Source organism: Williamsia phyllosphaerae, from assembly GCF_014635305.1.
GTDB classification, from domain to species: Bacteria; Actinomycetota; Actinomycetes; order Mycobacteriales; family Mycobacteriaceae; genus Williamsia_A; species Williamsia_A phyllosphaerae.
In genome coordinates, this window is the sequence record NZ_BMCS01000001.1 from 158,724 (window position 1) to 180,094 (window position 21,371).

Consider the following 21,371-nt stretch of genomic DNA (forward strand, 5'->3'; position numbering starts at 1 on the left):
TGGCGCGAGTTGACCCGGTCATGAGCCCAACCGTTGTCGCCACCGCGTTCGGTGGCCCCGAGGTCCTGTCCGTCATCGATGCCGACGTTCCTGAGCCCGGGCCGGGCGAGGTCGTCGTCGATTTCCGCGCCATCGGCGTCAATCCGATCGATCACAAGCTCTACAGCGGTGCGTTCGGCACCGACGAGTCGCAACTACCGAAGCGCCTCGGATCCGAGGGCGCGGGCGTGGTCTCGGCCGTGGGTCCCGACGCCGTCGGACCCGCGGGCCCGATCGCGGTCGGCGACGAGGTCATCGCGTTCCGCGGGGTCGGGACCTACGCGTCGCGGGCCGTGCAGCCGGCGTCGTCGATCATCCCCAAGCCCGCCGGTCTCGACTGGGAGCAGGCGGGCGGGCTGCTGCTCACCGCCGCGACCGCCTACGACGCGCTCGAGGTGCTCGGGGTCGGCCAGGGTGACACCGTCCTGATCCACGGCGCGGCGGGCGGCGTGGGACTCCTCGCCGTGCAGCTGGCCCGACTGCGCGGGGCGACGGTCATCGGCACCGGCCGCGAGGTCAACCACGACTACCTGCGCAGCATCGGCGCGCAACCGACCACCTACGGCGACGGGCTCGCCGATCGTGTCCGCGATCTGGCTCCCGGGGGCATCACGGCCGCATTCGACACCGTCGGAGCCGACGAGGCCGTCGACGTCTCCCTCGAGCTCGTCGCCGACCGGTCGCGCATCGTCACCACGGCCGCGTTCGAGCGCGCCCAGGCCGAGGGATTCGGGTCCATCGGCGGCTCGAACCCGGACAGCGCCGAGCGTCGCGACGCCGCACGCCAGGAACTCGTGGGCCTCGCCGGCGAGGGGAAGCTCGTCAACGTCGTGGCCAAGACGTTCCCCCTGGCCGACGTGGCGACCGCCCACTCCGAGCTGCAGCAACCCCACGACATCGGCAAATTCATCCTGCTCCCCTGACCGTTCGGGGCGGGCAGCAGCTCACGATGCACCCATGACGTAGGTTCACCGACAAAGCCCTGTGCACCGGCGCCTACCGGGAGATATCAATGCCCCTGAGCGACACGCTCGTCGACATGCCCTCCGAGGGATACGTCTTCCACACCTCGTGGCCGGCGGCCACCAGCGACATGGATCAGTTCGAACAGCTGAGTGTCGACGGCGTCGCCCGCTACCTGCAGGAGGTGGGCGCGTATCACCTCATCGACGCCGGAGCGATGGAGACCGATCCGTTCTGGATAGTCCGACGCACCGTCATCGACATGATCGAGCCGGTCACGTGGCCGAACACGCTCACCCTGTCGCGCTGGTGCGCTGCGCTGGGTTCGCGATGGTGCAACATGCGCGTGAAGATCATCGGCGATCACGGCGGTCGGATCGAGACCGAGGCGTTCTGGATCCACATGAACATGGAGACCCGCGGCCCGGGCCACATCGAGGGCAAGTTCCTGGAGATGCTGGGCAGCACCACCGACGAGCGTCGACTCCGATGGTCTCCCTGGCTGACGACACCGATGGCGCAGGAATCGCCGCGGACCTTCCAGATCCGCCACAGCGACACCGACCGGTTCGGCCACGTCACCAACGCGATCTACTGGCAGGCGCTGCGCGAGGTGTTCGACGAGGTACCCGACGTCGTCGCAGGCAAGCACCGTCTGGTCATCGAGTACAACAAGCCGATCATGTACGGCGAAGAGGTCCACCTCACCACCACACCGATCGACGACGGTGTGCTGGTGTATCTCTCGGTCGACGGGCGCGCCCGGACCCACATGTCGATCACCGCACTACCGGACTGATGGAGACCACCGTGACCGGCACACTCGCCGACCTCCCCGACGAGGGATACGTCTTCCGGACCTCGTGGCCGCTGTCCAGCGGTGACATCGATCGGTACGAGAAGCTCAGCGTCGACGGCATGGCCCGCTACCTCCAGGAGTGCGGCGCCCAACACCTGGTGGACTGCGGTGCGTTCGAGACGCACAAGTTCTGGATCGTGCGGCGCACCGTCATCGACGTGATCCGGCCGATCGAGTGGCCCGACACCGTCCACCTCTCACGCTGGTGCGCGGGCATCTCCCCGCGGTGGTGCAACATGCGCGTCCGGATGACCAGCGACGGTGTCGACGGACGCGAGGGCGGTCTCATCGAGACCGAGGGGTTCTGGATCAACATGAACATGGAGACCGGTGCGCCGTCGCGTCTCGAGGACAAGTTCTTCGAACTCCTCGCAACCACCACCGACGAACGGCGCCTCCGGTGGAAGGCCTGGTTGAACGACCCGGTGGATGCGCAGACCGAGCAGCCGTTCCCACTGCGCCTCGGGGACACCGACCGACTCGACCACGTCAACAACGCGGTCTACCTCCAGGCCATGCGCGAGGTGTTCCCCCAGTTGGCCGACGTGATCGACAACCCGTACCGCCTGATCATCGAGTACAACAAGCCGATCACCTACGGCGAGGACGTGCGCATCGCGACCGCCCCCACCGACGGCGGGATCCTGGTGTGGATGACCGTCGACGGCGAAGCCCGCACCCACGCCTCGATCACCGCGCTGCCCCGCTGAGGGCAGGCCGACGTCACCGCTGCCCGTACCCCGGGTCGTAGGTGTCGTTGCGGTCCCGCGCCAGGGTGAAGCCCACCGAATTCGCCCAGCACGAGATGCCGACAGCCGCCGATTCGCACGTCGTTCCGCCGACGGAGATGATCTGCCCGTACTGCAGGACCCGGCCGCCGACCGTGTCCTGGCCCGGGTTACCGGAACCGCCGACGAAGAACGGCTGATTCACGCATTTGCTCACCGCGGCGCCGCTGATCAACTGAGTGGAGTAGACGCTGTTGCCGCGGTTCAGGCAGGTCACCCCGGTGTTGCTGCGGACCGAGGTCGACGCCTGACAGCCGCTCGGTATCTGCGGATCGTCGAAATCGATGCCACAGCGCACATTCCCCGACGGGGACTGGAAGAATTTGGCGTTGACACCCGCACCGGGACCGTAGAAATCGTTGGCATTGACGTTCGCGTCCTTCCGGAACCGCATGATCGGCGCCCCGCTCGCTGCCGACGCAGTCGCCTCGGCCGCGGCGGATCCCGCAACCGGAGTCGATGGGGCCTCGCTGCTCGCCTGCTCGCCGGCCGACGTCGGAACGTCCGACTCTGTGACGGTCACCGTCGACGAGCTCTGCGCCGACTCCGCACCGTCGGTCCCGCACGCTGCCGTGACCACGACTGCGCTCGCACACGCGATCACTCCCACAAACTGCAGCATCGTGTACTGGGATCGCATCATTTCTCCTGTCGCCCAACCGGTACTTGCTGGTACCACCCGGATATCGATGCATCTCCCGAAAGGGTTACTCGTGTTGTGGAACCGTTACCCTTGCGATCGCTAACAGTATGCGCGTACTGTTTTCTAGCAGTACGCCCGTCCTGTTAAAGGAGGACCGACCATGTGGAACCCCGCCGACTACCTGACCTTCGCCGACCACCGCGGACGTCCCTACGGCGAACTGCTCGCCCGCATCGACCTCGCCGACCCGCGTCGAATCGTCGACCTCGGTTGCGGCCCCGGCAATCTGACGGTCGAGCTCTCCCGCCGGTGGCCGCACGCCGCCATCGAGGCCACCGACAACTCACCGGAGATGGTCGACGCCGCACGCGGCCGCGGACTCGACGCCCGACTACAGGACGTGCGCGACTGGACCCCCTCCGCCGACACCGACGTCGTCATCTCGAACGCGACGCTGCAGTGGGTGCCCGAACACCGCGACCTGCTCCGTCGGTGGCCGGAGGAACTCTCCTCCGGCGCATGGTTGGCTGTCCAGGTCCCCGGCAACTTCGAGGCGCCGTCGCACCGCATCATCCGCGAGGTGGCGCGGTCCGATCGGTGGCGTGACGCATTGTCTGGCATCGACTTCCGTGGCGGCGACACCGTCGAGGACCCGGACGGGTACGCCGCGCTGCTGTCGGAGGCAGGGTGTCGGGTCGACGCGTGGGAGACCACCTACACACAGGAACTGTCCGGTCCCGACCCCGTGCTGGAATGGGTCACCGGCACGGCGCTCACCCCGGTGCGTGACGTGTTGTCCGAGGACGACTGGGCGGCGTTCCGCGCCGATCTCGCGCCCGAGCTGACCGCGGCGTACCCGATGCGACCGGACGGGACCACCTACTTCCCGTTCCGGCGGGTGTTCGTGGTCGCTCAGGTCAGATGACGGTTGCGCCCGCGGCGGTCATCTCGGACAGTGCCGCTGTTGACGATTCGGGCGCGACACCGGCGACGAGGTCGGTGAGCACCCGCACCGAGAACCCGGCGCCGAGCGCATCGAGAGCGGACGCGCGTACGCAGTAGTCGGTCGCGATGCCCACCACGTCGACGTCGGTGACCCCCAGTTCGCGGAGGACGTCCGACAGTTGCGCCCCGTCGTCGGTCGTGCCCTCGAACATCGAATAGGCAGGCACGCCTTGCCCTTTGCGTACGTGGACGTCCACGGCGTCGGCCACGAGGTCCGGGTGGTACTCGGCTCCGGTGGTCCCGGCCACGCAGTGCACGGGCCAGGTGGTGACGAAGTCCGGCGGCCCGTCGGTGGCGAAGTGTCCGCCGTTGTCGTTGTCCGCGTCGTGCCAGTCCCGCGAGGCGACGACCAGGTCGTACTCGGCGTCCGACGCCAGGTACTCGGTGACCCGACGCGCCACCGACGCTCCCCCGACGACGCCCAGCGCGCCACCCTCGGTGAAGTCGTTCTGCACGTCGACGATCAACAGCGCTGTTGGCATGATGCCGACTTTAATGCCTACAGCTACGGCCGGACGCGGACCACCTGCGGGTCGTGGTCGGAGGTCTGCCCGGCGAACTCGGCGTTGAGGTGGACGACCTCGTAGCGCGCGCTCGGACGCAGGCTGCGGCTGACGATGATGTGGTCGAGCACCTGCGAGACGCCGGAGTAGACGTAGGTGTACTGCTGCGCGCGCGGCAGTGTCGCGATGAGGTCGGTGAGGCCGGCCCCGCTGCCGGTCAGCGTGCGGACAGCCGGGCTGAACTGGTAGTCGTTCAGATCGCCGGCGATGACGATCGCGGCTCGCGGGTCGATGGCCTGCAACGACCGGACCCACGCGTTCTCCACCGACGCCTGCGCCGTGCGTTGGGTTTCCGACGATCGGGCCGGTGGTTGGAAGCGTCCGTCGGCGGACTGGTCGCCACCCTTGGAGTTGAAGTGGTTGCCCACGACGAAGACCGTGCGGCCTCGGAAGGTGAACTCGCCGGCCAACGGTTTGCGACTGTTCTTCCAGGCGGGGTCGGTGGGCGCGATCCGGCCCGGCGACACCGACAACTGCGCCCGGCCGGCGGGTCCGCGCACACCGACGGTCGCGGCCGAGGATGACGGCTTGCCGCGGTCGACGAACGACACCCGGGACGGGTTGAACAGGAACACCGTTCGGATGTTGCCGCCGGGCGCTCCGCCGTCGGTGTCGTTGACCGGATCGATGCCGCGGTGGTCGTAGCGCGGGCCACCGGCGGCCGCGATGGCGGTGGTCAGGCGCGCGATCGTGGCGTCGGCGGCGACGGTTCCGTCGTCGGCCGCACCCGAGTTGTCCTGTACCTCTTCGACGGCCACCACATCCGGGCTCGCCAGGTTGGTCACGATCCCCCGTGCGAGGGCCGCGTACTTGCCCGCGGAGTCGCCGGGCGCGAGGTTCTCGACGTTGTAGGTGGCCACCGAGAGATCTCGGTCGTTCACCCTCGACGCCACGGTCGGCGTCAGTCCGCTCGAGACCACCGCGGGCAGTGTCGGGGCATCGATGACGTAACCGCCGAAGTTCGACCAGTCGAGCGGCCCGACGACCGGACCGGCGAAGCGGTCGCCGGTGTTCATCACCGGCTTGCTGCCGTCGAGTGCGGAGACCTTGATACGGCCGGTGGGAAGGTTGTAGCTCGACAGCACGGCCCCACCGTGGATCGTTCCGTCGCTCTGCGGTTTCGAGGTGATGTCGACGTCGCCGAAGGTGTTGCTCGGCGCGATGATGCGCGGGGACGGCACCGACACCCGTTCTCCCTCGTGCGCCTCGAGGAACTCCTGCGCCGAACGCGCCGGCACCACTCGCCTGACCTGCTCGATGTCTCCCGATACCGGCGGCGCGAAGCGCGACGGAACCGAGAACGGCGTGAAGGTCACCGGGGCGGGCAGCGGGCTACCCGACGACCTCACCGTGACGGTGGGCTTCGTCAGCTCGGTAACGCCGAGATTCGCCGTGGTGGCGGCGGTCTCGCCGGACCCCACCGACCGGTACTCGGTGACGGTCGCGCTCACCGTGACCGCGTCGCCCGGTGTCACCGTCGGGGCGGTCGAACCGGTGAAAACGAAGATGCCGTCGGAGGTCGACGGGTCGCGATCAGGAACCGCGGACTGCATCCAGAACCCGCGCGGCGAGGTGGTCCTGATCGTTGTGACGATCCCCGGGACGTCCGAGACCGCCCGGCCCGCCAGCGGAGACGCGAACCCGGGACCCTGGACCTCAGCGATGGTCACCGAGGTCGGGGCCGGCGTCGGCACTGCCTGGGCCGGGGCCGGGGCCGCGACAAAAGTGGCCGCGAGGACGGCCACAGCCGACAGGAGCGTCGTCGACGCATGCTTGATCACCGACGGAACGTTAGCCCCGCTGAGTACCCGGGAGGTGAACGTACGGCGAACGGAGTGGGCTAGTCGGCCGACTCCACGACCGTTTCGACGACCACGGCGCACGCGTCACCATCGCACGCCGCCGCGGTGTCCGATCCGATCATCGTGAATGTCGGTGTCGCAACGGGTTCGGTGCTCACTGCGCCGTCACCTGGCCGTCGGCGCGGGCCTGCTCTAGTGCGGATCGGAAGACCTCCGGCTGCTGCGCACCCGACACCCCGTACCGACCGTCGATGACGTAGAACGGGACGCCGCTGATGCCGTACGCGCGGGCCTGCTCGATATCGGTGTCGACCGCGTCGACGAAGTCCCCGCCCGCGAGCGCGGCCAGCACCTCGTCCCGATCGAGTCCGACCTCCGCCGCCAGATCCGCCAGTTCCTCGTCGCGACCGAGGTGCCGCCCCTGGGTGAAGTAGGCGGCGAACAACCGCTCGGCCAACTCGAGCTGGAGACCTCGCTGTTTGGCGAAGTGCAACACCTCGTGCGCCTTGCGGGTGTTGGTGTGCGCCAGCGCGTCGTAATCGAAGGCGAGCCCCTCGTCCGCGGCGAGACCGGTCATCTGGGTGAGCATCTGCTCCACCTTGTCGACGGGAATCCCCTTGTGCTGGGCCAGGAAATCGACCTCGGAGCCGTCGAAGTCCACCGGGGTGTCGGGGGCCAGCTCGAAGCTGTGATAGGTCAGCGTGACGTCGTCACGACCGTCGAAGGCGGCCAGACCGGCCTCGAAGCGGCGCTTGCCGACGTAGCACCACGGGCAGGCGATGTCGGACCACACGTCGACGGAGATGAGGTTGCTCATAGAGGGCACAACACCGGATGGCCGTGGTCGATTCCGCACGCCTGTGATGTGCCGTACATGTGACCGGGGTCCTGTTCTCGAGAGCGCCCCCGGGCGTGTGATGTGGGAATGAACAACGATGTTCGTCGCCCGCTCACCGAGGAATGCCGCCACCGTGTGACCCGCTGGTTTGTCGGGTTGTACTGCATCACCGCGTTGGTGGTCGTCGTGGTGATCGCCGCTCTGTGGTTCGCGCACGGCGCTCGACACGTCGACGGTGGGGCTTTCGTGGTCGTGCCACTTCTTTACGTCTGGGGCATGAGTTCGTTGGTGGTGCTGACGTTCGGCTGGATCGGCGTCTACATGGCTCCGGCGACGGTCTGGGGTGTGATCGCGGCCGCCTTCGTCATTGCCGTGATGTCCGGTTTCCTCTTCATGCTGATCAGCGTGATCACGACACCGGTGCTCTTCGTCGCCGGGGCAATCGTGCGCTGGATCATCGTGGCCGTGCAGAAGAAGTTGGGGATTCGGTTGGTGCCGACCGCTATCGCTTCGCCGGTAGCAGCGGTGTCGTGATCGGGGCCTGCGGCGCACTGGTCACCGGGGTACGACCGGTGCGGAGGTACTCGACGATCGCGGCGTCGACGACCGGGTTCCCCCGGCCGAACTGCGCGTGGTCGCCACCGCCGACGGCGATCAGGTGCGACCGCATGCGGTCCCGGTGCACCAGACCACCCCGATACGGGGTCTGCGGGTCGCCGATGCTCTGCAGCTGCAGCGGCGCGGTGGCCAAGCCGCGGTTGCTGATTCGTATCGGCTGCGCGACCGGCGCTGCGCCGGAGCATGCGAGGCCCGACTCGTAGAGGTACCCCGGGCCGGTGAACACGTCGCCGATGACGAACGAGTCGAGCAGCGACGCGGGCGCCACCTGCGGTCGGGCGGGGACCGCGTTCTCGTTGCACAGCAGGATCGTCTGCATCTGCGACGAGTTGACGAGCAGCTTCTGCACGTCCGGCGGGTACTGCGGCGCCGGCTTCGGTGCGGCGATGATGCGCTGGGCGATGATCGGCCAGTTGTCGCGCGACGGCGCCGCGGCGCGCGTCAACGAGAGCAGCGTGGACGCGTTCTGCGACTTGCCGGTCGCGATGCTCGCCACGAGGTTGTCGAAGTACGCGCGGGTGGCCGCGTTCGTGTTCACGCCGGCCAGGTAATCGCGAGCCGCACCACGCAACCCCGGAGGTGCGTCGCCGACCCGAGCAGGCGGCGGTGCGAGCGAGGGCGGGACGCCGGCCTCCGCGGTCACCTTGCGGCTCCACGTGCGGTACACCGCCAGCGGGGTCTTTCCGAGGTGATAGACGTTGTCGCGCTCTGCGATCCAGGCGAACAGCGCTTGTACCCGCGCCTTGTACCCCTCGGTCTGGGCGGTCAGCAGCGTGTTCCACTCCAGGTTCGGGTCGACCGCGGAATCGAGGATCAGACGATCGACGTGCTGCGGGAAGAGAGTCGCGTACGTCGACATCAGTGTGGTGCCGTACGAGATCCCGAGCAGGTCGACCTTCGCGCCGAGGCCGAGTTGCCGGCGCGCGGACTCGATGTCGCGGGCGGTGTTTGCGGTGGTGATGTTCGCGGTACCACCCGGCGTGCGTGCGTTGCAGGCTGAACGGGTGACCGCTCCGGCGGTGAAGACCGCGGCCGGGCTGAGTCCGGAGACCTCGGCGCACGCGACGGGGTTGGCGTCCAGCAACCCGCGCGGCTGAACCGCGATCAGGTCCCACTGCTCACGAAGGGGCGCGGGGGTGACCAGCTGGCTGAACATGGGGATGGCGTCCCCGCCCGGCCCACCGGGATTGCCGATCAGCACGCCACGCTTGTTCGCCTGATCGCGCGCGGGCAGCTTCGACACAGTCACCGCGATGGTCCCGGCCGACGGACGCGCGTAGTCACGGGGCACGCGCACGACGGTGCACTGCGTGGCGAGCGAGGCGCCGTGGATCTTGGGGCATGGCCCCCACTTGATCGGGGCAGCCTGCGCCGGCGACGCCGCCAATGCGCTGGTCAGGGACGCGGTTGCCACCGCGACGAGGAACGCGGAACCGAACCGGACACCCCGGCCACTCTTAGTCACGCGAACAACGTACCCGATGTCCGATTCACGAGACCAACCTCCGCGCCGGGGGCGTCAGTAGGGAAAGACCCGGCCGCCGTTGTTGCCCGCGTTCGGATCGATCGTGCTGGACAGCGCGTACCGGTACTTCGTGGGGCTGCTGGGCGTCCCGCCAGATCGGCGGTGACCCCGGTCGCGGACCGGGTGTCGCCGGGTGCGGCCGCGGCAACGCCGAAGGCCGGCCACCCCGCGTGGGGTGACCGGCCTCCGGTCGTCAGCTGCGTTGTGCGACTGCGGGTTCTGACTGGATCAGAAGCCCATGCCGCCCATCTCGTCGCCGCCCGGCATCGCCGGTGCGCCGCCCTTTTCGGGCTTGTCGGCGACAACGGCCTCGGTGGTGAGGAACAGAGCCGCGATCGAGGCTGCGTTCTGCAGCGCCGAGCGGGTGACCTTCACCGGGTCGTTGATGCCACGCGCGAGCAGGTCCTCGTACACGCCGGTCGCGGCGTTGAGGCCGGTCCCGATCGGCGAGTTGCGGATCTTGTCGGCGACAACACCGGGCTCGAGGCCGGCGTTGAAGGCGATCTGCTTGGCCGGGGCCTCGAGCGCGACGCGCACGATGTTGGCACCGGTGGCCTCGTCACCCTCGAGGGTGAGTCCGTCAATGGCCGACTCCGACTGCAGGAGAGCGACGCCACCACCGGCGACGATGCCCTCTTCGACAGCGGCCTTGGCGTTGCGCACGGCATCTTCGATGCGGTGCTTGCGCTCCTTGAGCTCGACCTCGGTCGCAGCGCCGGCCTTGATGACAGCGACGCCGCCGGCCAGCTTGGCCAGACGCTCCTGCAGCTTCTCGCGGTCGTAATCGGAGTCGCTGTTCTCGATCTCGCCACGGATCTGCGAGACACGACCGGCGATGGCGTCGGAATCTCCCGCGCCCTCGACGATGGTGGTCTCGTCCTTGGTGACGACGACCTTGCGAGCGGTACCGAGCAGCTCGATGCCTGCGCTCTCCAGGGAGAGGCCGACCTCTTCGCTGATGACCTCGCCACCGGTGAGGATGGCGATGTCGGCGAGCATGGCCTTGCGGCGGTCACCGAAGCCGGGGGCCTTGACGGCAACCGACTTGAAGGTGCCGCGGATCTTGTTGACCACGAGGGTCGAGAGCGCTTCGCCCTCGATGTCCTCGGCGATGATCAGCAGGGGCTTGCCGGCCTGGATGACCTTCTCCAGCAGCGGCAGCAGGTCCTTGACGGTCGAGACCTTGCCCGAGACCAGCAGGATGTAGGGGTCCTCGAGGACCGCTTCCTGACGATCGGCGTCGGTGACGAAGTAGCCCGAGATGTAGCCCTTGTCGAAGCGCATACCCTCGGTCAGCTCGAGGGACAGACCGAAGGTCTGTGCCTCTTCGACGGTGATGACGCCTTCCTTGCCGACCTTGTCCATCGCCTCGGCGATGAGCTCACCGATGGACGCGTCGCCCGCGGAGATACCAGCGGTCGCAGCGATCTGCTCCTTGGTGTCGATCTCCTTGGCCGAGGCCAGCAGCGACTCGGTGACGGCCGCGACGGCCTTCTCGATGCCGCGCTTCAGGCCCAGCGGGTTCGCGCCGGCCGCGACGTTGCGCAGGCCTTCACGGACGAGAGCCTGGGCGAGCACGGTGGCGGTGGTGGTGCCGTCGCCCGCGACGTCGTCGGTCTTCTTGGCGACCTCTTTGACCAGCTCGGCGCCGATCTTCTCGTAGGGGTCCTCCAGCTCGATCTCCTTGGCGATGGAAACACCGTCATTGGTGATCGTGGGGGCGCCCCACTTCTTCTCCAGAACAACGTTGCGACCCTTGGGTCCCAACGTCACCTTTACTGCGTCGGCGAGGGCGTTCAGGCCCCGCTCGAGGCCGCGACGGGCCTCTTCGTCGAACGCGATGATCTTGGCCATTGCGAAGTGATCCTCCGATTGGGGGTGACACTGAAAGATTCATGGCCGGATTCGGTGCCCGCGACGGACGACCGGGGTGTCAGTGAAGACCCGATCTCACCGGTCCGACCTGGCACTCACGGTTCGAGAGTGCCAACTGCCTTTTTAGCACTCGGGTGGGGTGAGTGCAAGGTCGGCGGGGCCTGCTTCGCAGTCCGCGAATCGTCGTCAAACCAGGTCATTACCGTGGCTACCGTTGTCCGATGACATCCTCAGAGCGTCCATTCCGGTTCGGCGTCAACCTTCGCACCGTCGATGATCGGCGGAGCTGGCTCGACGGTGCGCGACGAGTCGAAGAGCTCGGCTACGACATGCTTCTGGTGCCCGACCACCTGGGATTCCCGAGCCCGTTCCCCGCGCTGGTGGCCGCCGCCGGAGTCACCGACCACCTCCGGCTGGGCACGTGCGTTCTCAACGCCGGCTTCTACAACCCGACCATCCTGGCGCGCGATGTCGCCACCGCAGACGTCTCGACAGGCGGCCGAATCGAGTTGGGGCTCGGCACCGGATACGTCCGGGCCGAGTTCGAGACGGCCGGGTTGCCGTTCGAGTCGGCGGGACAGCGCGTCGCACACCTGCGCACCACCGTCGAGACCGTCTACGACCTCTTCGACGACGAGTCCCACGCCCCGAGACCCACCCAGTCGCACGTCCCGCTGTTCCTGGCCGGCAATGGCGACAAGATGCTCCGTCTCGCTGCCGAGCGCGCCGACATCATCGGGTTCACCGGCGCGAGCACCGACCGCGACGGGACGATGTCGCTGAACTCCCCCGCCGACCTGGGGTCTCGGGTGCAGTTCGCGCGCGATGCGGCGGGGGACCGGGCCGACTCCATCGAGTGGAACCTGCTGGTCCAGCGCGTCGTGATCACAGACGATCATGAACAGATCACCGCAGAACTACACGAGCAGTTCGCCCCGGAACTCACGCCTGCGGAGTTCGCAGAACACCCCACGATCCTGGTCGGGACAGTCGAGCAGATCGCAGCGAAGCTGAACGAACTGCGGGAGCGGACCGGGATCAGCTACATCACCGTCAGTGAGCCGGACCTCGCCATCTTCGCGCCGGTCATCGAGCTACTGCGCAGCTGCTGAAATCCTGCTCTGAGCGCCCCGGCACGACGTATACGACCGCGCCGTACCGCTACGGGCCGGATCTCAGCAGCTCATGCATTGTCCCCAGTTCGTGTCGCATGCACCGACTCTCGATCGCCTCCACCGAACCGTGGCCATCAGACCGGACACCCCCGCGACACTCGACCACGTGACCGACCTCGACATCCTCCTCCGGGCCTGCCTCGGCGTGGTGTCCCGCCCGCAGTTGCTGAGCGCGGGTCTCTCGGACGCGGACATCAGACGGCTCGTTCGACAGGGATCACTCCGGCGGATCAGGACCGGCTGGTACGCCGCTTCATCCGCCGACCAGATGGTCGTCGAGGCGGTACGCGAAGGCGGAGTCCTGACGTGTCTGTCAGCGCTTCGTCGGCACGGCGGGTGGGTCCCCGAGCACCCGCACGCCCTGCACCTCCGGCCAATGGTTCGCGGAAACAGCGTGCGAGCCTCGCAACCATGTAGAACATTCGGCCCGACGCCGACCGCGGTTGGCGCGGTGGACGACGTCGTGACCGCGCTTCGCCATGCCGCGCGATCCCTCGACGCGGAGGACTTCATCGTCGTGAGCGACTCCGCACTCAACCTGAAGCTCGCGACATTCGACGAACTGTCATCAGCCTTGTCGACCGCGCCGGCGCGGGTACGCGCTCTTCTCGACAGATGCGACGGGCAGGCACAATCCGGCACCGAGACGATGGTTCGACTGCGGCTCCGCGCGAAGAACATCGGCGTCTCGACGCAGCACCATGTCCCCGGAGTCGGGCACGTCGACCTCCTCGTCGGCAACCGCCTGGTCGTCGAGGTCGACAGCAAGGCGCACCACACCGGCGTCGAGCGCTATGAGTCGGACCGGACCCGCGACCGGCTACTGACTCAGTTGGGGTACCTACCGATTCGGTTCACCTACCGGCAGGTCGTCCACGACTGGCACGCCTGCGAACACACTGTCATCGACCTGGTCCGTCGCGGCGACCATCGACGCCGCCCGCACGGTGTCCGTGACTGCTGAGATCCAGCACGGAGCGCGCCGGCACCGTGTATGCATCGATGCCGACCCGCTCAGCGCGGGATTTCAGCAGGCTCAGCCGGCGTGCTCGCGTAGGTACCGCATGACGTGGACGTCGGGCTGATCGACGATGTCGGCGACGTCATCGTGCTTGCCGACGTAGGCGGCGAACAGCGGACACACCGGGACGACCCGACGGCCAGCGGCGCGGGTGGCGTCGATCGCCCCGCGTACGAGGATCGTGCCGAGGCCACGACCGCCGTAGGCCTCGTCGACCTCGGTGTGGAAAAAGATCCGTTGAGCGCCGGTCTCGGCACCGTCACGGTCGCGGTAAAGCGCGAACCCGACCGTGCCCTCCGGATCGAGCGCGATCTCGAAGCGCTGCAGTTCCGGGTTGTCGGTGACGGTGGTCTCGGCGCCGGTCTTGTCGGTGGTCATCAGCTGTCCTGTCGGTGATCGGTCATCCGGGCGCGCGGTGCGGGGTTGGAACGTGGCCGCAGAACGGTGTTCGGCAGGGTGGGCGCCGGGATCCGGTCGTGCGGACCGGTGTACCCCTGCACCGATCCGAACCTCTCGGCGTGGGCCTCCCACTGCTCGCGATAGGCGGCGATCTCCTCGTGGGTGCGTCCGACGAAGTTCCACCACATGATGATCTCCTCGTCGAACGGCTCGCCACCGAGCAGCAGACACCGCGCCGGGACGGACCCCGCATTCGTGATCGTCACCTGCGACGCCCCGACACCGACGTAGGCGAGATCGCCGTTGGCCAGGTCGGTGTCGGAGACCCGGAGCTCACCCTGGTCGCTGAGAACACCGTGCTCGAAGTCCGGGGACACGTCGAGCGAGATGGTGGCGTGCGGGTCGATGACGATCTCCGCCCCGAGCAGCGGGGTGTACGTGGTGACGGGTGATCGCTCGCCCGCCAGCTCGCCGATGAACACCCGCAGCACCGCGCCGTCGACCGCGACAGAGCCGGGAGCGTGGTGTTGGAAACCGCGCTCGGAGTGCCGCGCCGACTCCGGCAGCGCCACCCACAGCTGTGCGCCGTGCAGGACCGTCGTGTCCGGGGTGGAGACCTCCGAGTGACTGATGCCCGCACCCGCGGACATCAGGTTGAGCTCGCCAGGCCGGACCATCGCACGCACCCCGGCGCTGTCGCGGTGTTCGACCTCGCCGCTGAACAGCCAGCTCACGGTCTGCAATCCGGTGTGCGGATGTGGCGCGACATCCATGCCTGCGCTGCGCGTGACGTCCTCGGGACCGTAGTGGTCGACGAAGCACCAGGCCCCGATCAGCGATCGCTGTCGCTGCGGCAGGGTGCGGCGGACCAGCATGGCGCGGGGCCCGCCGAGCGGTACCTCGCGCGCCGTGAGCACCTCCACGCCCGTGGTCGGGGAACCGACGCACTCCTGCTCCACCGGGTGTTGCTCGAGATTGCTCATCCGTCGGGCCGCCTTCGCCTGTGAAGCGTCGTCTATCTTGATGTGTGCCAGAACAATACGCCTGCGCGAGTATTCCCGACGCGCTCTTCCGAGAGGGATGACCGTGACCGGTTCGCACATCTACATCGACAAGCAGTCCCCCTCCGCGTACCGCGCGCTCGGCGGTGTCGCGACGGCGGTGGCCGACGTGGCGCGCGACGCCGAGCTGCCCCGCGTCCTCGTCGAGCTGATCAACCTGCGCGTCTCCCAGATCAACGGATGTGCGTTCTGTCTCGAGCTGCATTCGCGCCGTGCGATCGCGGCGGGCGAGACCGTGCAGCGCATCGCGACGCTGCCCGCGTGGCGCGACACCGAGTTGTTCGACGCCACCGAGCGCGCCGCACTGCGTCTCGCCGAGATCTGCACCGACCTGCCGTCGCACGATCTGCAGGAGATCGACTACGAGCGTGCCCGCGAAAACCTCACCGACGACCAGATCTCGGCGGTCATCTGGGTCGCCATCGCGATCAACGCGTTCAACCGGGTGTCGATCCTCAGCCGACACCCCGTCCGGCAGTGACCGGGGCATCTGCGTAGATCGGGTAGCTCGGCAGGACGAAGTCCTTGCCCGCACGCGAGAGCAGGCGGTGTTCGACCCGCTCGCGCACCGCGGGTTTCGCGATCAGCCGGTGCGCGGTCCGCAGCACCCGCAGGCCCCACGTGGTCCGCGGCATGACCGTGCGCGAGTTGCCCGGCGGCGGGGTCTGCACGGTCTCGGCGTAGGGCCGGATGATCCGCTCGTAGGCGGCGAACGCACGACGGTGATCGATCGTCGCGCCGACGCGGGCCGCGTCGAGTTCACCGGCGAGGACGTATGCCCCGACCAGCGCGAGTGTGGTTCCCATGCCGGTGGGCCCACCCGCCCACGCCGCGTCGCCGACGACGATCACCCGACCGCGGGAGTAGGTCGGCAACACCACCTTGTCGGTGCGCTCCATGTAGAACTCCTCGGGCGCGACGGCGAAGCCGTCGAGGATGCGGTCGGTCTCCCACCCGACTCCGGCGAACCGTGTGCGCAGGACCTTCATCTGGGCGGTGTGGCCGAGTCGGTCCAGGCCGAGGTCGGGCGCGAGGAAACCCAGGTTCGCGCGGATGGTGCCCTTGTTGTCCGGGCGCAGACCGACCATGCGGCTGTCCCGCGCGGTCATCCACCGCCACCAGTCGTCATCCCCAGCGGTCCGCTCGATCGTGCCGTAGGCGATGTAGAGACCCCGGCTGATCGTGCCGACCTCGTCGCCGAACACCAGGTCGCGGGTGGTGGAGTTGCGTCCCTCGGCTACGACGACGAGGTCGTAGCGTTCCCTGGACCCGTCCGCGAGCTCGACCTCGACCCCGTCGGCCCCCTGATCGAGGGCGGTGATGTGGTTGCCGTAGCGGTGCTCGACCTGTCCCTCGGTCAGGCGGAGCAGGATCTCCGACAGCGACCCCCGCAGGATCTCGAGTTCGGCGGTCGGTCCGTCCGATCCCTCGATCGTCGGCATCTCGGCGTACGGCTCGCCACGGTGGTCGTAGTAGCGGATCCCGACTTCACCGGTCGACGCCGCCTTGACCTCCGCCCGCACCCCCATCGCGCGGAGCACGGCGTGGCCGGCGTCCCGAATGTCGACGTTCTGGCCGGCCTCGCGCATCTGCGGCGCCCGTTCCATCAGCGTCACCGCGAACCCTGCTCGGTGCAACGCCCACGCCTGGGCCGGACCGCCCACGCTGCCCCCGGTCACCAGCACCGTCGGTCGTTCGTCGTCCTGTGATCGTGTCCGTGTCATTCGCTTCTCCTGGTCGCCGTCGCTATATGTGTAGACAATCTAGCTGTTAGAAGAACATAACACTAGATTGACTAGCAAAGTCCGACGTGATGGGATGACGCCCATGCCGAACGACGACGACAGCTACGGCGATCTCGATCCGGCCACGATCGCGGTGCGCGACATGGTCGGCGCCTCGAGGGAACTCGTCGGACGAATGGCCCACCGGATGGGGATGAACCCCAACGACATGTCGGCCATCGCACAGCTGACCCAGGAGGGACCGATGGGCGTGGCCGATCTCGCCACGCACCTCGGGATCAGGTCGGCATCGGCAACCGTGATGGTCGACCGCCTCGAACGCGCGGGACACGTCGAACGGGTCCGCGACACCGTCGATCGACGTCGGGTGGTGGTGACCGAGACGCCGACCGCGCGCCGGACCGCCGCGCAGGCCTGGGGTCCCACCATCGGCCGCCTCGACGAGGTGTGCCGGGAGTTGGCCGACGACGAACGAGATGTGGTGATGCGCTTCCTCGCGCGGATCACCGAGGTGACGCGCGAGAGCGGAACCGACTGAGACCGGGGCGGCGTCAGTCCGCGAACACGCGCGCGGGCACCATCGCGAGCACGTCGGCCACCATCGAATGCGCGTACGCCTCGTCGGCCGGCAGCCCGAACACGACGTGGTGATACAGCGGGGCGACCACGTGGTTGAGGACCTGCGCCACCGTCGGCACGGCCTCGCCGCGAGCGGCGGCACGGGCGATCATCGCCGCGGCCTGCTCGTCGCGGATCTCCCAGCACGGACACTGACCAGGCGTGCCCTCGCGGGCGCCGACCATCGCACGCAGGTAGACGATGCGTTCGGGACGCGTGATGTCGGCGACGATGATCCCCGACCAGGTCTCGAGATCGCCACGGATGCTGCCGGTGTCGGGCATCGGCTCATCCCCGGTGAGCGCCGCGACCGCGACCTCTTCGAGAAGCGTCGACACCGCACCCCATCGCCGATACACGCTGGTCGGGTTGACGCCGGCGCGCTCGGCCACCTGCGGCACGGTCATGGTGTCCCGAAAACCTTCACTGACCAGCGAGCCCACGGCGGCATAGACGGCGGCCTGCACGCGTGCGCTGCGTCCACCGGGGCGGCGCGCGGAGGTGCGAGTAGTGGTCATGTCTGTCATTATTGCAAACGGACTGGCTTTAAGCTGCGAGACGGTGCTACCTTCTCAAAAAGCAAAGATCCTTGCTTTAATCGAGGAGTGACTGACATGCAGCGACGTATCCCGCATCCGATCGCCTTCTGGGTGGTCGCACTGATGTCGACGACCGCACTGCTGGCGTCGGCGGCGCCGTCCCCGCTCTACCCCGTATATCAGCAGCTCTGGGGCTTCTCGTCCTTCACGCTGACGATCATCTTCGCGGTGTACGTCGTCGCGTTGGTGGGCACACTGCTCACCGTCGGCTCACTGTCCGATCACGTAGGTCGACGCCCGGTCCTGTTCGCCGCCGTCGTCCTGTTGATCGTCAGCATGGTGATCTTCCTCGAGGCCGACGGCGTGGCGCTGCTCATCGTGGCTCGCGTCGTGCAGGGGTTGGCCACCGGCGCGCTGGTGGGAACGATCAGCGCCGCCATGGTCGACCTCGCCCCGAGCCCGCGTCTCGGCGCGCTGCTGAGCAGCGCCAGCCCGCCCGCCGGATTGGCCGCGGGAGCCGTGCTGGCCGGCGTCCTCGTCCAGTACGTCCCACTGCCCCGCGTGATCGTCTACGTCGTCCTCATCGCACTGCTGGGGATCTTGCTGGTGACGCTCGCCTTCCTCCCCGAGACGTCGCCGCGACACGGCTTCACATCGAGACGTCACGTCCTGCAGATCATCTCGCCGAACATCTCGGTACCCGGCTACGCCCGGCTCACGTTCCTGACGGCACTGCCCGCGCTGATGGCGAGTTGGGCCCTCGGCGGTCTGTACCTCTCGTTGGGTTCGTCGATCACGGCATCGATCCTCGGCGTGAGCAACCACGCCATCAGCGGCGCCATCCTGTTCGCCTTCTTCGGATGTGCGGCGGTCGCGGCAGCGCTGGCGCAGACGTCATCGACCACAGTCCGGTTCACCTTGGGCTTCACCGGGCTGGGAGCAGGGGTGCTGATCTCGATGTTCGCCACTCTGGCCTCGTCCGCACCCGCCTACATCGCCGGTTCGGTGATCGCCGGAATCGGTTGGGGCATCACGCTGATCGGGATGATGTCGTCGATCACCGAGGTCACCGCACCGGCCGATCGGGGTCGCGTCTTCGCCGCGGTGTTCGCGGTCTGCTACACGGCGTTCAGCGTCCCGGCCGTCGTCGCGGGTCTGGCCGTCACGATGTTCGGACTGCGCTCCACCGCAGTGGGATACGCGATATTCATCATGGTGCTCGTCGCTTCCGCCGCGGCGGCAGCGATCGTCAACCTGCGTCGCGCGCCTGCTGCCGAGATCGCCGTCGACGTGACGGCGACCCCGGCGCAGGAGCCGGTCTCGATCCGCTGATCGGTTCTCTCAACCCCGCGTTCGCGCGACCGCCTTGTCATCGATCGCTCCCTTGCGAGCGGCCTTCTCGACACGCCTGCGGGAGAAGCGTCCGAGTCCGGTGAGCACGCGGGACACGATGGTCCGGCGCCCCTTGCGGCGCTCGATGCGCATGCCTGCGGTCAGGCTGAGCCGGGCGACGATCGGCAGCACGAACGCGAGTAGCAGGTATCGATAGATGTAACGGCGCGCGAGCAGCGGGATCATGTGCGGTCTCCTCGATCAGATGTGGACGAGCGGGTCATTTCAGGGCGCGACGCGCGCGCACCGTGCCACTGATGATCCACGCGATGACCGCGCCCACGGCCGCGCCGATCAGCATGGCCACGCCCAGACCGAGGTCGAGCTGCCACGCCAGGAACTCCACGCTGACCTGATCGGTGTTCTGCAGGACGAAGATCACCACGGCCGCGATCAACACAACTGCGATCACCAGGGTGATCGCGGTGACGGGTCCGACGGCCCGGGACTTCGTGCGCGTCGCGGCGGTGTCGGTGTGGGTGGCGCTCATGGCGGGCCTGCTTTCCGTGATTATTTGTGTGCATCTGAGAACAATCGAAGAATCTCAGCGCTATGTCTCGACGCAAGCAGCCCGGAAGTAACGGAACGGTCACGATAAATCACGGAACGGTAACGGGGGCCGCCACCTCGTCCGGTTTGGAAAAAACCTGTTGAGCGCATTTCCGCGATGCCCCTACCGGAGGGTAATAAGGAGGTATGCACCTCGCCCTCACCCCCGACGAAGCGGCGTTCCGCGATGAGATGCGGACCTTCTTCACCACCAAGATCCCCAAAGAGATCCGCGAACGATCGGCTGCGGGAAATCTGAACATGCCCGACGACATCGTCACCACGATGCGCATCCTCAACGAGGAGGGCATCGCGACGCCCAACTGGCCCGTCGCCGCCGGCGGCAAGGACTGGACCCCGGTGCAGCGCCACATCTGGCAGGACCAGTTGAATCTGGCGTCGGTACCCGAGCCACTTGCGTTCAACGCCTCGATGGTCGGCCCGGTGATCGCGCAGTTCGGCTCACAGGAGATCAAGGACCGCTTCCTGCCCGCGACGGCGAACCTCGACATCTGGTGGTGCCAGGGCTTCTCCGAGCCGGAGGCCGGCTCGGACCTCGCGTCGCTGAAGACCAAGGCCGTCCGCGACGGCGACCACTACATCGTCAACGGCCAGAAGACCTGGACCACGCTGGCGCAGTACGCCGACTGGATCTTCTGCCTGGTGCGCACCAACCCCGATGCCCCGAAGAAGCAGGCGGGTATCAGCTTCCTGCTCATCGACATGAACTCCGAGGGCATCGAGCGCCGCCCCATCCAACTCATCGACGGTGGCCACGAGGTCAACGAGGTGTGGTTCACCGACGTCCGCGTCCCGGTCGAGAACCTCGTCGGCGAGGAGAACGCCGGATGGAGCTACGCCAAGTTCTTGCTCTCGAACGAGCGCGGCGGTATCGCGCGGGTGTCGTACAACAAGATCCGTCTTGCTCGGGCCAAGGAGATCGCCGCGTCGATCTCCACCCCGAACGGTTCCATGCTCGACGACCCCTTCACACGTGCACGGTTCGTCGAGCTCGAGAACGCCCTTCTCGCACTGGAACTCACGCAGTTGCGTGTTGTCGCGTCCGACGGCGACGGCAAGCCCAACCCGGTGTCGTCGGTGCTCAAGCTGCGTGGCAGTGAGCTCACCCAGGAGGTCACCGAGCTGATGACCGACCTCGCGGGCACCGACTCCCTGACCGTCTTCGACCCTGCGGTCGACGACGCGGAATGGGCACACCTCGCGATGCCGACCTACCTGAACACCCGCAAAGTCTCGATCTACGGCGGCTCGTCGGAGGTCCAGCGCACCATCATCGCCTCGGGGATCCTCGGCCTGTAGAGCGCCGGACACCCCTCCCGACACCAATCACGAC

23 protein-coding genes are annotated in these 21,371 nt (G+C 67.7%); 11 read left to right on the forward strand and 12 right to left on the reverse strand.

What is annotated here, in order from left to right:
- Window positions 1–20: 20 nt before the first annotated feature.
- The 3 genes from IEV93_RS00810 to IEV93_RS00820 all read left to right on the forward strand — a co-directional run bounded on the left by IEV93_RS00810 (window position 21) and on the right by IEV93_RS00820 (window position 2,571).
- A complete protein-coding gene (locus tag IEV93_RS00810; protein WP_188486024.1) occupies window positions 21–962 on the forward strand; it encodes an NADP-dependent oxidoreductase in 942 nt (313 codons plus the stop codon).
- A gap of 89 nt (window positions 963–1,051) precedes the next feature.
- Window positions 1,052–1,801, forward strand: coding sequence for an acyl-[acyl-carrier-protein] thioesterase (locus tag IEV93_RS00815; protein ID WP_188486026.1), 750 nt, complete (start codon window positions 1,052–1,054; stop codon window positions 1,799–1,801).
- An 11-nt stretch (window positions 1,802–1,812) separates the two neighbouring features.
- Window positions 1,813–2,571, forward strand: a complete 759-nt coding sequence (locus tag IEV93_RS00820) for an acyl-[acyl-carrier-protein] thioesterase (protein ID WP_229704794.1) — start codon at window positions 1,813–1,815, stop codon at window positions 2,569–2,571.
- Between the two features lie 13 nt (window positions 2,572–2,584).
- Here IEV93_RS00820 and IEV93_RS00825 read toward each other — a convergent pair whose 3' ends face one another.
- Window positions 2,585–3,229 carry a hypothetical protein gene (locus IEV93_RS00825; RefSeq protein ID WP_188486030.1) on the reverse strand — a complete coding sequence of 215 codons (645 nt, stop codon included), beginning with the start codon at window positions 3,227–3,229 and terminating at the stop codon, window positions 2,585–2,587.
- Between the two features lie 223 nt (window positions 3,230–3,452).
- On the opposite strand from IEV93_RS00825, the gene IEV93_RS00830 reads away from it, so the two are divergent.
- Window positions 3,453–4,217 carry a trans-aconitate 2-methyltransferase gene (locus IEV93_RS00830; protein ID WP_188486032.1) on the forward strand — a complete coding sequence of 255 codons (765 nt, stop codon included), beginning with the start codon at window positions 3,453–3,455 and terminating at the stop codon, window positions 4,215–4,217.
- Here IEV93_RS00830 and IEV93_RS00835 read toward each other — a convergent pair.
- From IEV93_RS00835 to IEV93_RS00845, 3 genes are all read right to left on the reverse strand, one after another.
- Window positions 4,210–4,779 (reverse strand): isochorismatase family protein, encoded by a 570-nt coding sequence (locus IEV93_RS00835; RefSeq protein WP_188486034.1) that lies wholly within the window; start codon window positions 4,777–4,779, stop codon window positions 4,210–4,212. The two genes, IEV93_RS00830 and IEV93_RS00835, sit on opposite strands and share 8 nt — an antisense overlap.
- 23 nt (window positions 4,780–4,802) lie before the next feature.
- Entirely contained in the window at window positions 4,803–6,641 is a 1,839-nt protein-coding gene (locus tag IEV93_RS00840; protein WP_188486036.1) for a DUF8508 domain-containing protein, read from the reverse strand.
- A gap of 175 nt (window positions 6,642–6,816) precedes the next feature.
- Entirely contained in the window at window positions 6,817–7,479 is a 663-nt protein-coding gene (locus tag IEV93_RS00845) for a DsbA family oxidoreductase (RefSeq protein WP_188486038.1), read from the reverse strand.
- 108 nt (window positions 7,480–7,587) lie between these two features.
- Here IEV93_RS00845 and IEV93_RS00850 point away from each other — a divergent pair, with 108 nt between their 5' ends.
- Window positions 7,588–8,034 (forward strand): hypothetical protein, encoded by a 447-nt coding sequence (locus IEV93_RS00850; protein WP_188486040.1) that lies wholly within the window; start codon window positions 7,588–7,590, stop codon window positions 8,032–8,034.
- On the opposite strand, the gene IEV93_RS00855 is transcribed toward IEV93_RS00850, so the two are convergent.
- A complete protein-coding gene (locus IEV93_RS00855) occupies window positions 8,003–9,583 on the reverse strand; it encodes an alpha/beta fold hydrolase (protein ID WP_188486042.1) in 1,581 nt (526 codons plus the stop codon). The genes IEV93_RS00850 and IEV93_RS00855 overlap by 32 nt on opposite strands.
- Before the next feature lie 288 nt (window positions 9,584–9,871).
- On the reverse strand, window positions 9,872–11,497 hold the full coding sequence (gene groL / locus IEV93_RS00860; protein ID WP_188486044.1) for a chaperonin GroEL: 1,626 nt from the start codon (window positions 11,495–11,497) through the stop codon (window positions 9,872–9,874).
- A 242-nt stretch (window positions 11,498–11,739) separates the two neighbouring features.
- Here groL and IEV93_RS00865 point away from each other — a divergent pair, with 242 nt between their 5' ends.
- Together IEV93_RS00865 and IEV93_RS22755 are read left to right on the forward strand one after the other, a co-directional pair.
- Complete coding sequence (locus IEV93_RS00865; RefSeq protein ID WP_188486046.1) at window positions 11,740–12,630, forward strand: LLM class F420-dependent oxidoreductase; 891 nt, start codon at window positions 11,740–11,742, stop codon at window positions 12,628–12,630.
- 73 nt (window positions 12,631–12,703) lie between these two features.
- Window positions 12,704–13,657 (forward strand): type IV toxin-antitoxin system AbiEi family antitoxin domain-containing protein, encoded by a 954-nt coding sequence (locus tag IEV93_RS22755; RefSeq protein WP_188486048.1) that lies wholly within the window; start codon window positions 12,704–12,706, stop codon window positions 13,655–13,657.
- A gap of 72 nt (window positions 13,658–13,729) precedes the next feature.
- Here IEV93_RS22755 and IEV93_RS00875 read toward each other — a convergent pair whose 3' ends face one another.
- Entirely contained in the window at window positions 13,730–14,092 is a 363-nt protein-coding gene (locus IEV93_RS00875) for a GNAT family N-acetyltransferase (RefSeq protein WP_188486050.1), read from the reverse strand.
- On the reverse strand, window positions 14,092–15,096 hold the full coding sequence (locus IEV93_RS00880) for a pirin family protein (RefSeq protein WP_188486052.1): 1,005 nt from the start codon (window positions 15,094–15,096) through the stop codon (window positions 14,092–14,094). The genes IEV93_RS00875 and IEV93_RS00880 overlap by 1 nt, the downstream gene beginning before the upstream one ends.
- 103 nt (window positions 15,097–15,199) lie before the next feature.
- Between IEV93_RS00880 and IEV93_RS00885 the strand changes: the two genes are divergently transcribed.
- On the forward strand, window positions 15,200–15,655 hold the full coding sequence (locus tag IEV93_RS00885; protein WP_229704796.1) for a carboxymuconolactone decarboxylase family protein: 456 nt from the start codon (window positions 15,200–15,202) through the stop codon (window positions 15,653–15,655).
- Here the strand turns inward: IEV93_RS00885 and IEV93_RS00890 are convergent.
- On the reverse strand, window positions 15,630–16,898 hold the full coding sequence (locus IEV93_RS00890) for an FAD-dependent monooxygenase (RefSeq protein ID WP_188486056.1): 1,269 nt from the start codon (window positions 16,896–16,898) through the stop codon (window positions 15,630–15,632). The two genes, IEV93_RS00885 and IEV93_RS00890, sit on opposite strands and share 26 nt — an antisense overlap.
- 94 nt (window positions 16,899–16,992) lie before the next feature.
- Here IEV93_RS00890 and IEV93_RS00895 point away from each other — a divergent pair, with 94 nt between their 5' ends.
- Window positions 16,993–17,457, forward strand: coding sequence for a MarR family winged helix-turn-helix transcriptional regulator (locus IEV93_RS00895; RefSeq protein ID WP_188486058.1), 465 nt, complete (start codon window positions 16,993–16,995; stop codon window positions 17,455–17,457).
- Window positions 17,458–17,470: 13 nt separating this feature from the next.
- Here the strand turns inward: IEV93_RS00895 and IEV93_RS00900 are convergent, their stop codons facing one another.
- A complete protein-coding gene (locus IEV93_RS00900; protein WP_229704797.1) occupies window positions 17,471–18,055 on the reverse strand; it encodes a TetR/AcrR family transcriptional regulator in 585 nt (194 codons plus the stop codon).
- A 96-nt stretch (window positions 18,056–18,151) separates the two neighbouring features.
- Between IEV93_RS00900 and IEV93_RS00905 the strand changes: the two genes are divergently transcribed.
- Entirely contained in the window at window positions 18,152–19,408 is a 1,257-nt protein-coding gene (locus IEV93_RS00905) for an MFS transporter (RefSeq protein ID WP_229705100.1), read from the forward strand.
- Window positions 19,409–19,417: 9 nt separating this feature from the next.
- Here IEV93_RS00905 and IEV93_RS00910 read toward each other — a convergent pair whose 3' ends face one another.
- Together IEV93_RS00910 and IEV93_RS00915 are read right to left on the reverse strand one after the other, a co-directional pair.
- Complete coding sequence (locus IEV93_RS00910; RefSeq protein ID WP_188486064.1) at window positions 19,418–19,654, reverse strand: hypothetical protein; 237 nt, start codon at window positions 19,652–19,654, stop codon at window positions 19,418–19,420.
- Between the two features lie 34 nt (window positions 19,655–19,688).
- Window positions 19,689–19,958, reverse strand: coding sequence for a lipopolysaccharide assembly protein LapA domain-containing protein (locus tag IEV93_RS00915; protein ID WP_188486066.1), 270 nt, complete (start codon window positions 19,956–19,958; stop codon window positions 19,689–19,691).
- A gap of 206 nt (window positions 19,959–20,164) precedes the next feature.
- Here IEV93_RS00915 and IEV93_RS00920 point away from each other — a divergent pair, with 206 nt between their 5' ends.
- The gene (locus tag IEV93_RS00920) at window positions 20,165–21,337 is read left to right on the forward strand and encodes an acyl-CoA dehydrogenase family protein (RefSeq protein ID WP_188486068.1); all 1,173 of its coding nucleotides are present in this window, start codon (window positions 20,165–20,167) and stop codon (window positions 21,335–21,337) included.
- Window positions 21,338–21,371: the final 34 nt, after the last annotated feature.

Bases quoted from the DNA above. Each gene is read 5' to 3' on its own strand.
- IEV93_RS00880 (WP_188486052.1), bottom strand. From the start codon at position 15,096: ATGAGCAATCTCGAGCAACACCCGGTGGAGCAGGAGTGCGTCGGTTCC.
- IEV93_RS00850 (WP_188486040.1), top strand. From the start codon at position 7,588: ATGAACAACGATGTTCGTCGCCCGCTCACCGAGGAATGCCGCCACCGT.
- IEV93_RS22755 (WP_188486048.1), top strand. From the start codon at position 12,704: ATGCATTGTCCCCAGTTCGTGTCGCATGCACCGACTCTCGATCGCCTC.
- IEV93_RS00895 (WP_188486058.1), top strand. From the start codon at position 16,993: ATGACGCCCATGCCGAACGACGACGACAGCTACGGCGATCTCGATCCG.
- IEV93_RS00830 (WP_188486032.1), top strand. From the start codon at position 3,453: ATGTGGAACCCCGCCGACTACCTGACCTTCGCCGACCACCGCGGACGT.
- IEV93_RS00815 (WP_188486026.1), top strand. From the start codon at position 1,052: ATGCCCCTGAGCGACACGCTCGTCGACATGCCCTCCGAGGGATACGTC.
- IEV93_RS00910 (WP_188486064.1), bottom strand. From the start codon at position 19,654: ATGATCCCGCTGCTCGCGCGCCGTTACATCTATCGATACCTGCTACTC.
- IEV93_RS00835 (WP_188486034.1), bottom strand. From the start codon at position 4,779: ATGCCAACAGCGCTGTTGATCGTCGACGTGCAGAACGACTTCACCGAG.
- IEV93_RS00875 (WP_188486050.1), bottom strand. From the start codon at position 14,092: ATGACCACCGACAAGACCGGCGCCGAGACCACCGTCACCGACAACCCG.
- IEV93_RS00865 (WP_188486046.1), top strand. From the start codon at position 11,740: ATGACATCCTCAGAGCGTCCATTCCGGTTCGGCGTCAACCTTCGCACC.
- IEV93_RS00845 (WP_188486038.1), bottom strand. From the start codon at position 7,479: ATGAGCAACCTCATCTCCGTCGACGTGTGGTCCGACATCGCCTGCCCG.
- groL (WP_188486044.1), bottom strand. From the start codon at position 11,497: ATGGCCAAGATCATCGCGTTCGACGAAGAGGCCCGTCGCGGCCTCGAG.
- IEV93_RS00810 (WP_188486024.1), top strand. From the start codon at position 21: ATGAGCCCAACCGTTGTCGCCACCGCGTTCGGTGGCCCCGAGGTCCTG.
- IEV93_RS00900 (WP_229704797.1), bottom strand. From the start codon at position 18,055: ATGACCACTACTCGCACCTCCGCGCGCCGCCCCGGTGGACGCAGCGCA.
- IEV93_RS00905 (WP_229705100.1), top strand. From the start codon at position 18,152: ATGCAGCGACGTATCCCGCATCCGATCGCCTTCTGGGTGGTCGCACTG.
- IEV93_RS00920 (WP_188486068.1), top strand. From the start codon at position 20,165: ATGCACCTCGCCCTCACCCCCGACGAAGCGGCGTTCCGCGATGAGATG.
- IEV93_RS00890 (WP_188486056.1), bottom strand. From the start codon at position 16,898: ATGACACGGACACGATCACAGGACGACGAACGACCGACGGTGCTGGTG.
- IEV93_RS00915 (WP_188486066.1), bottom strand. From the start codon at position 19,958: ATGAGCGCCACCCACACCGACACCGCCGCGACGCGCACGAAGTCCCGG.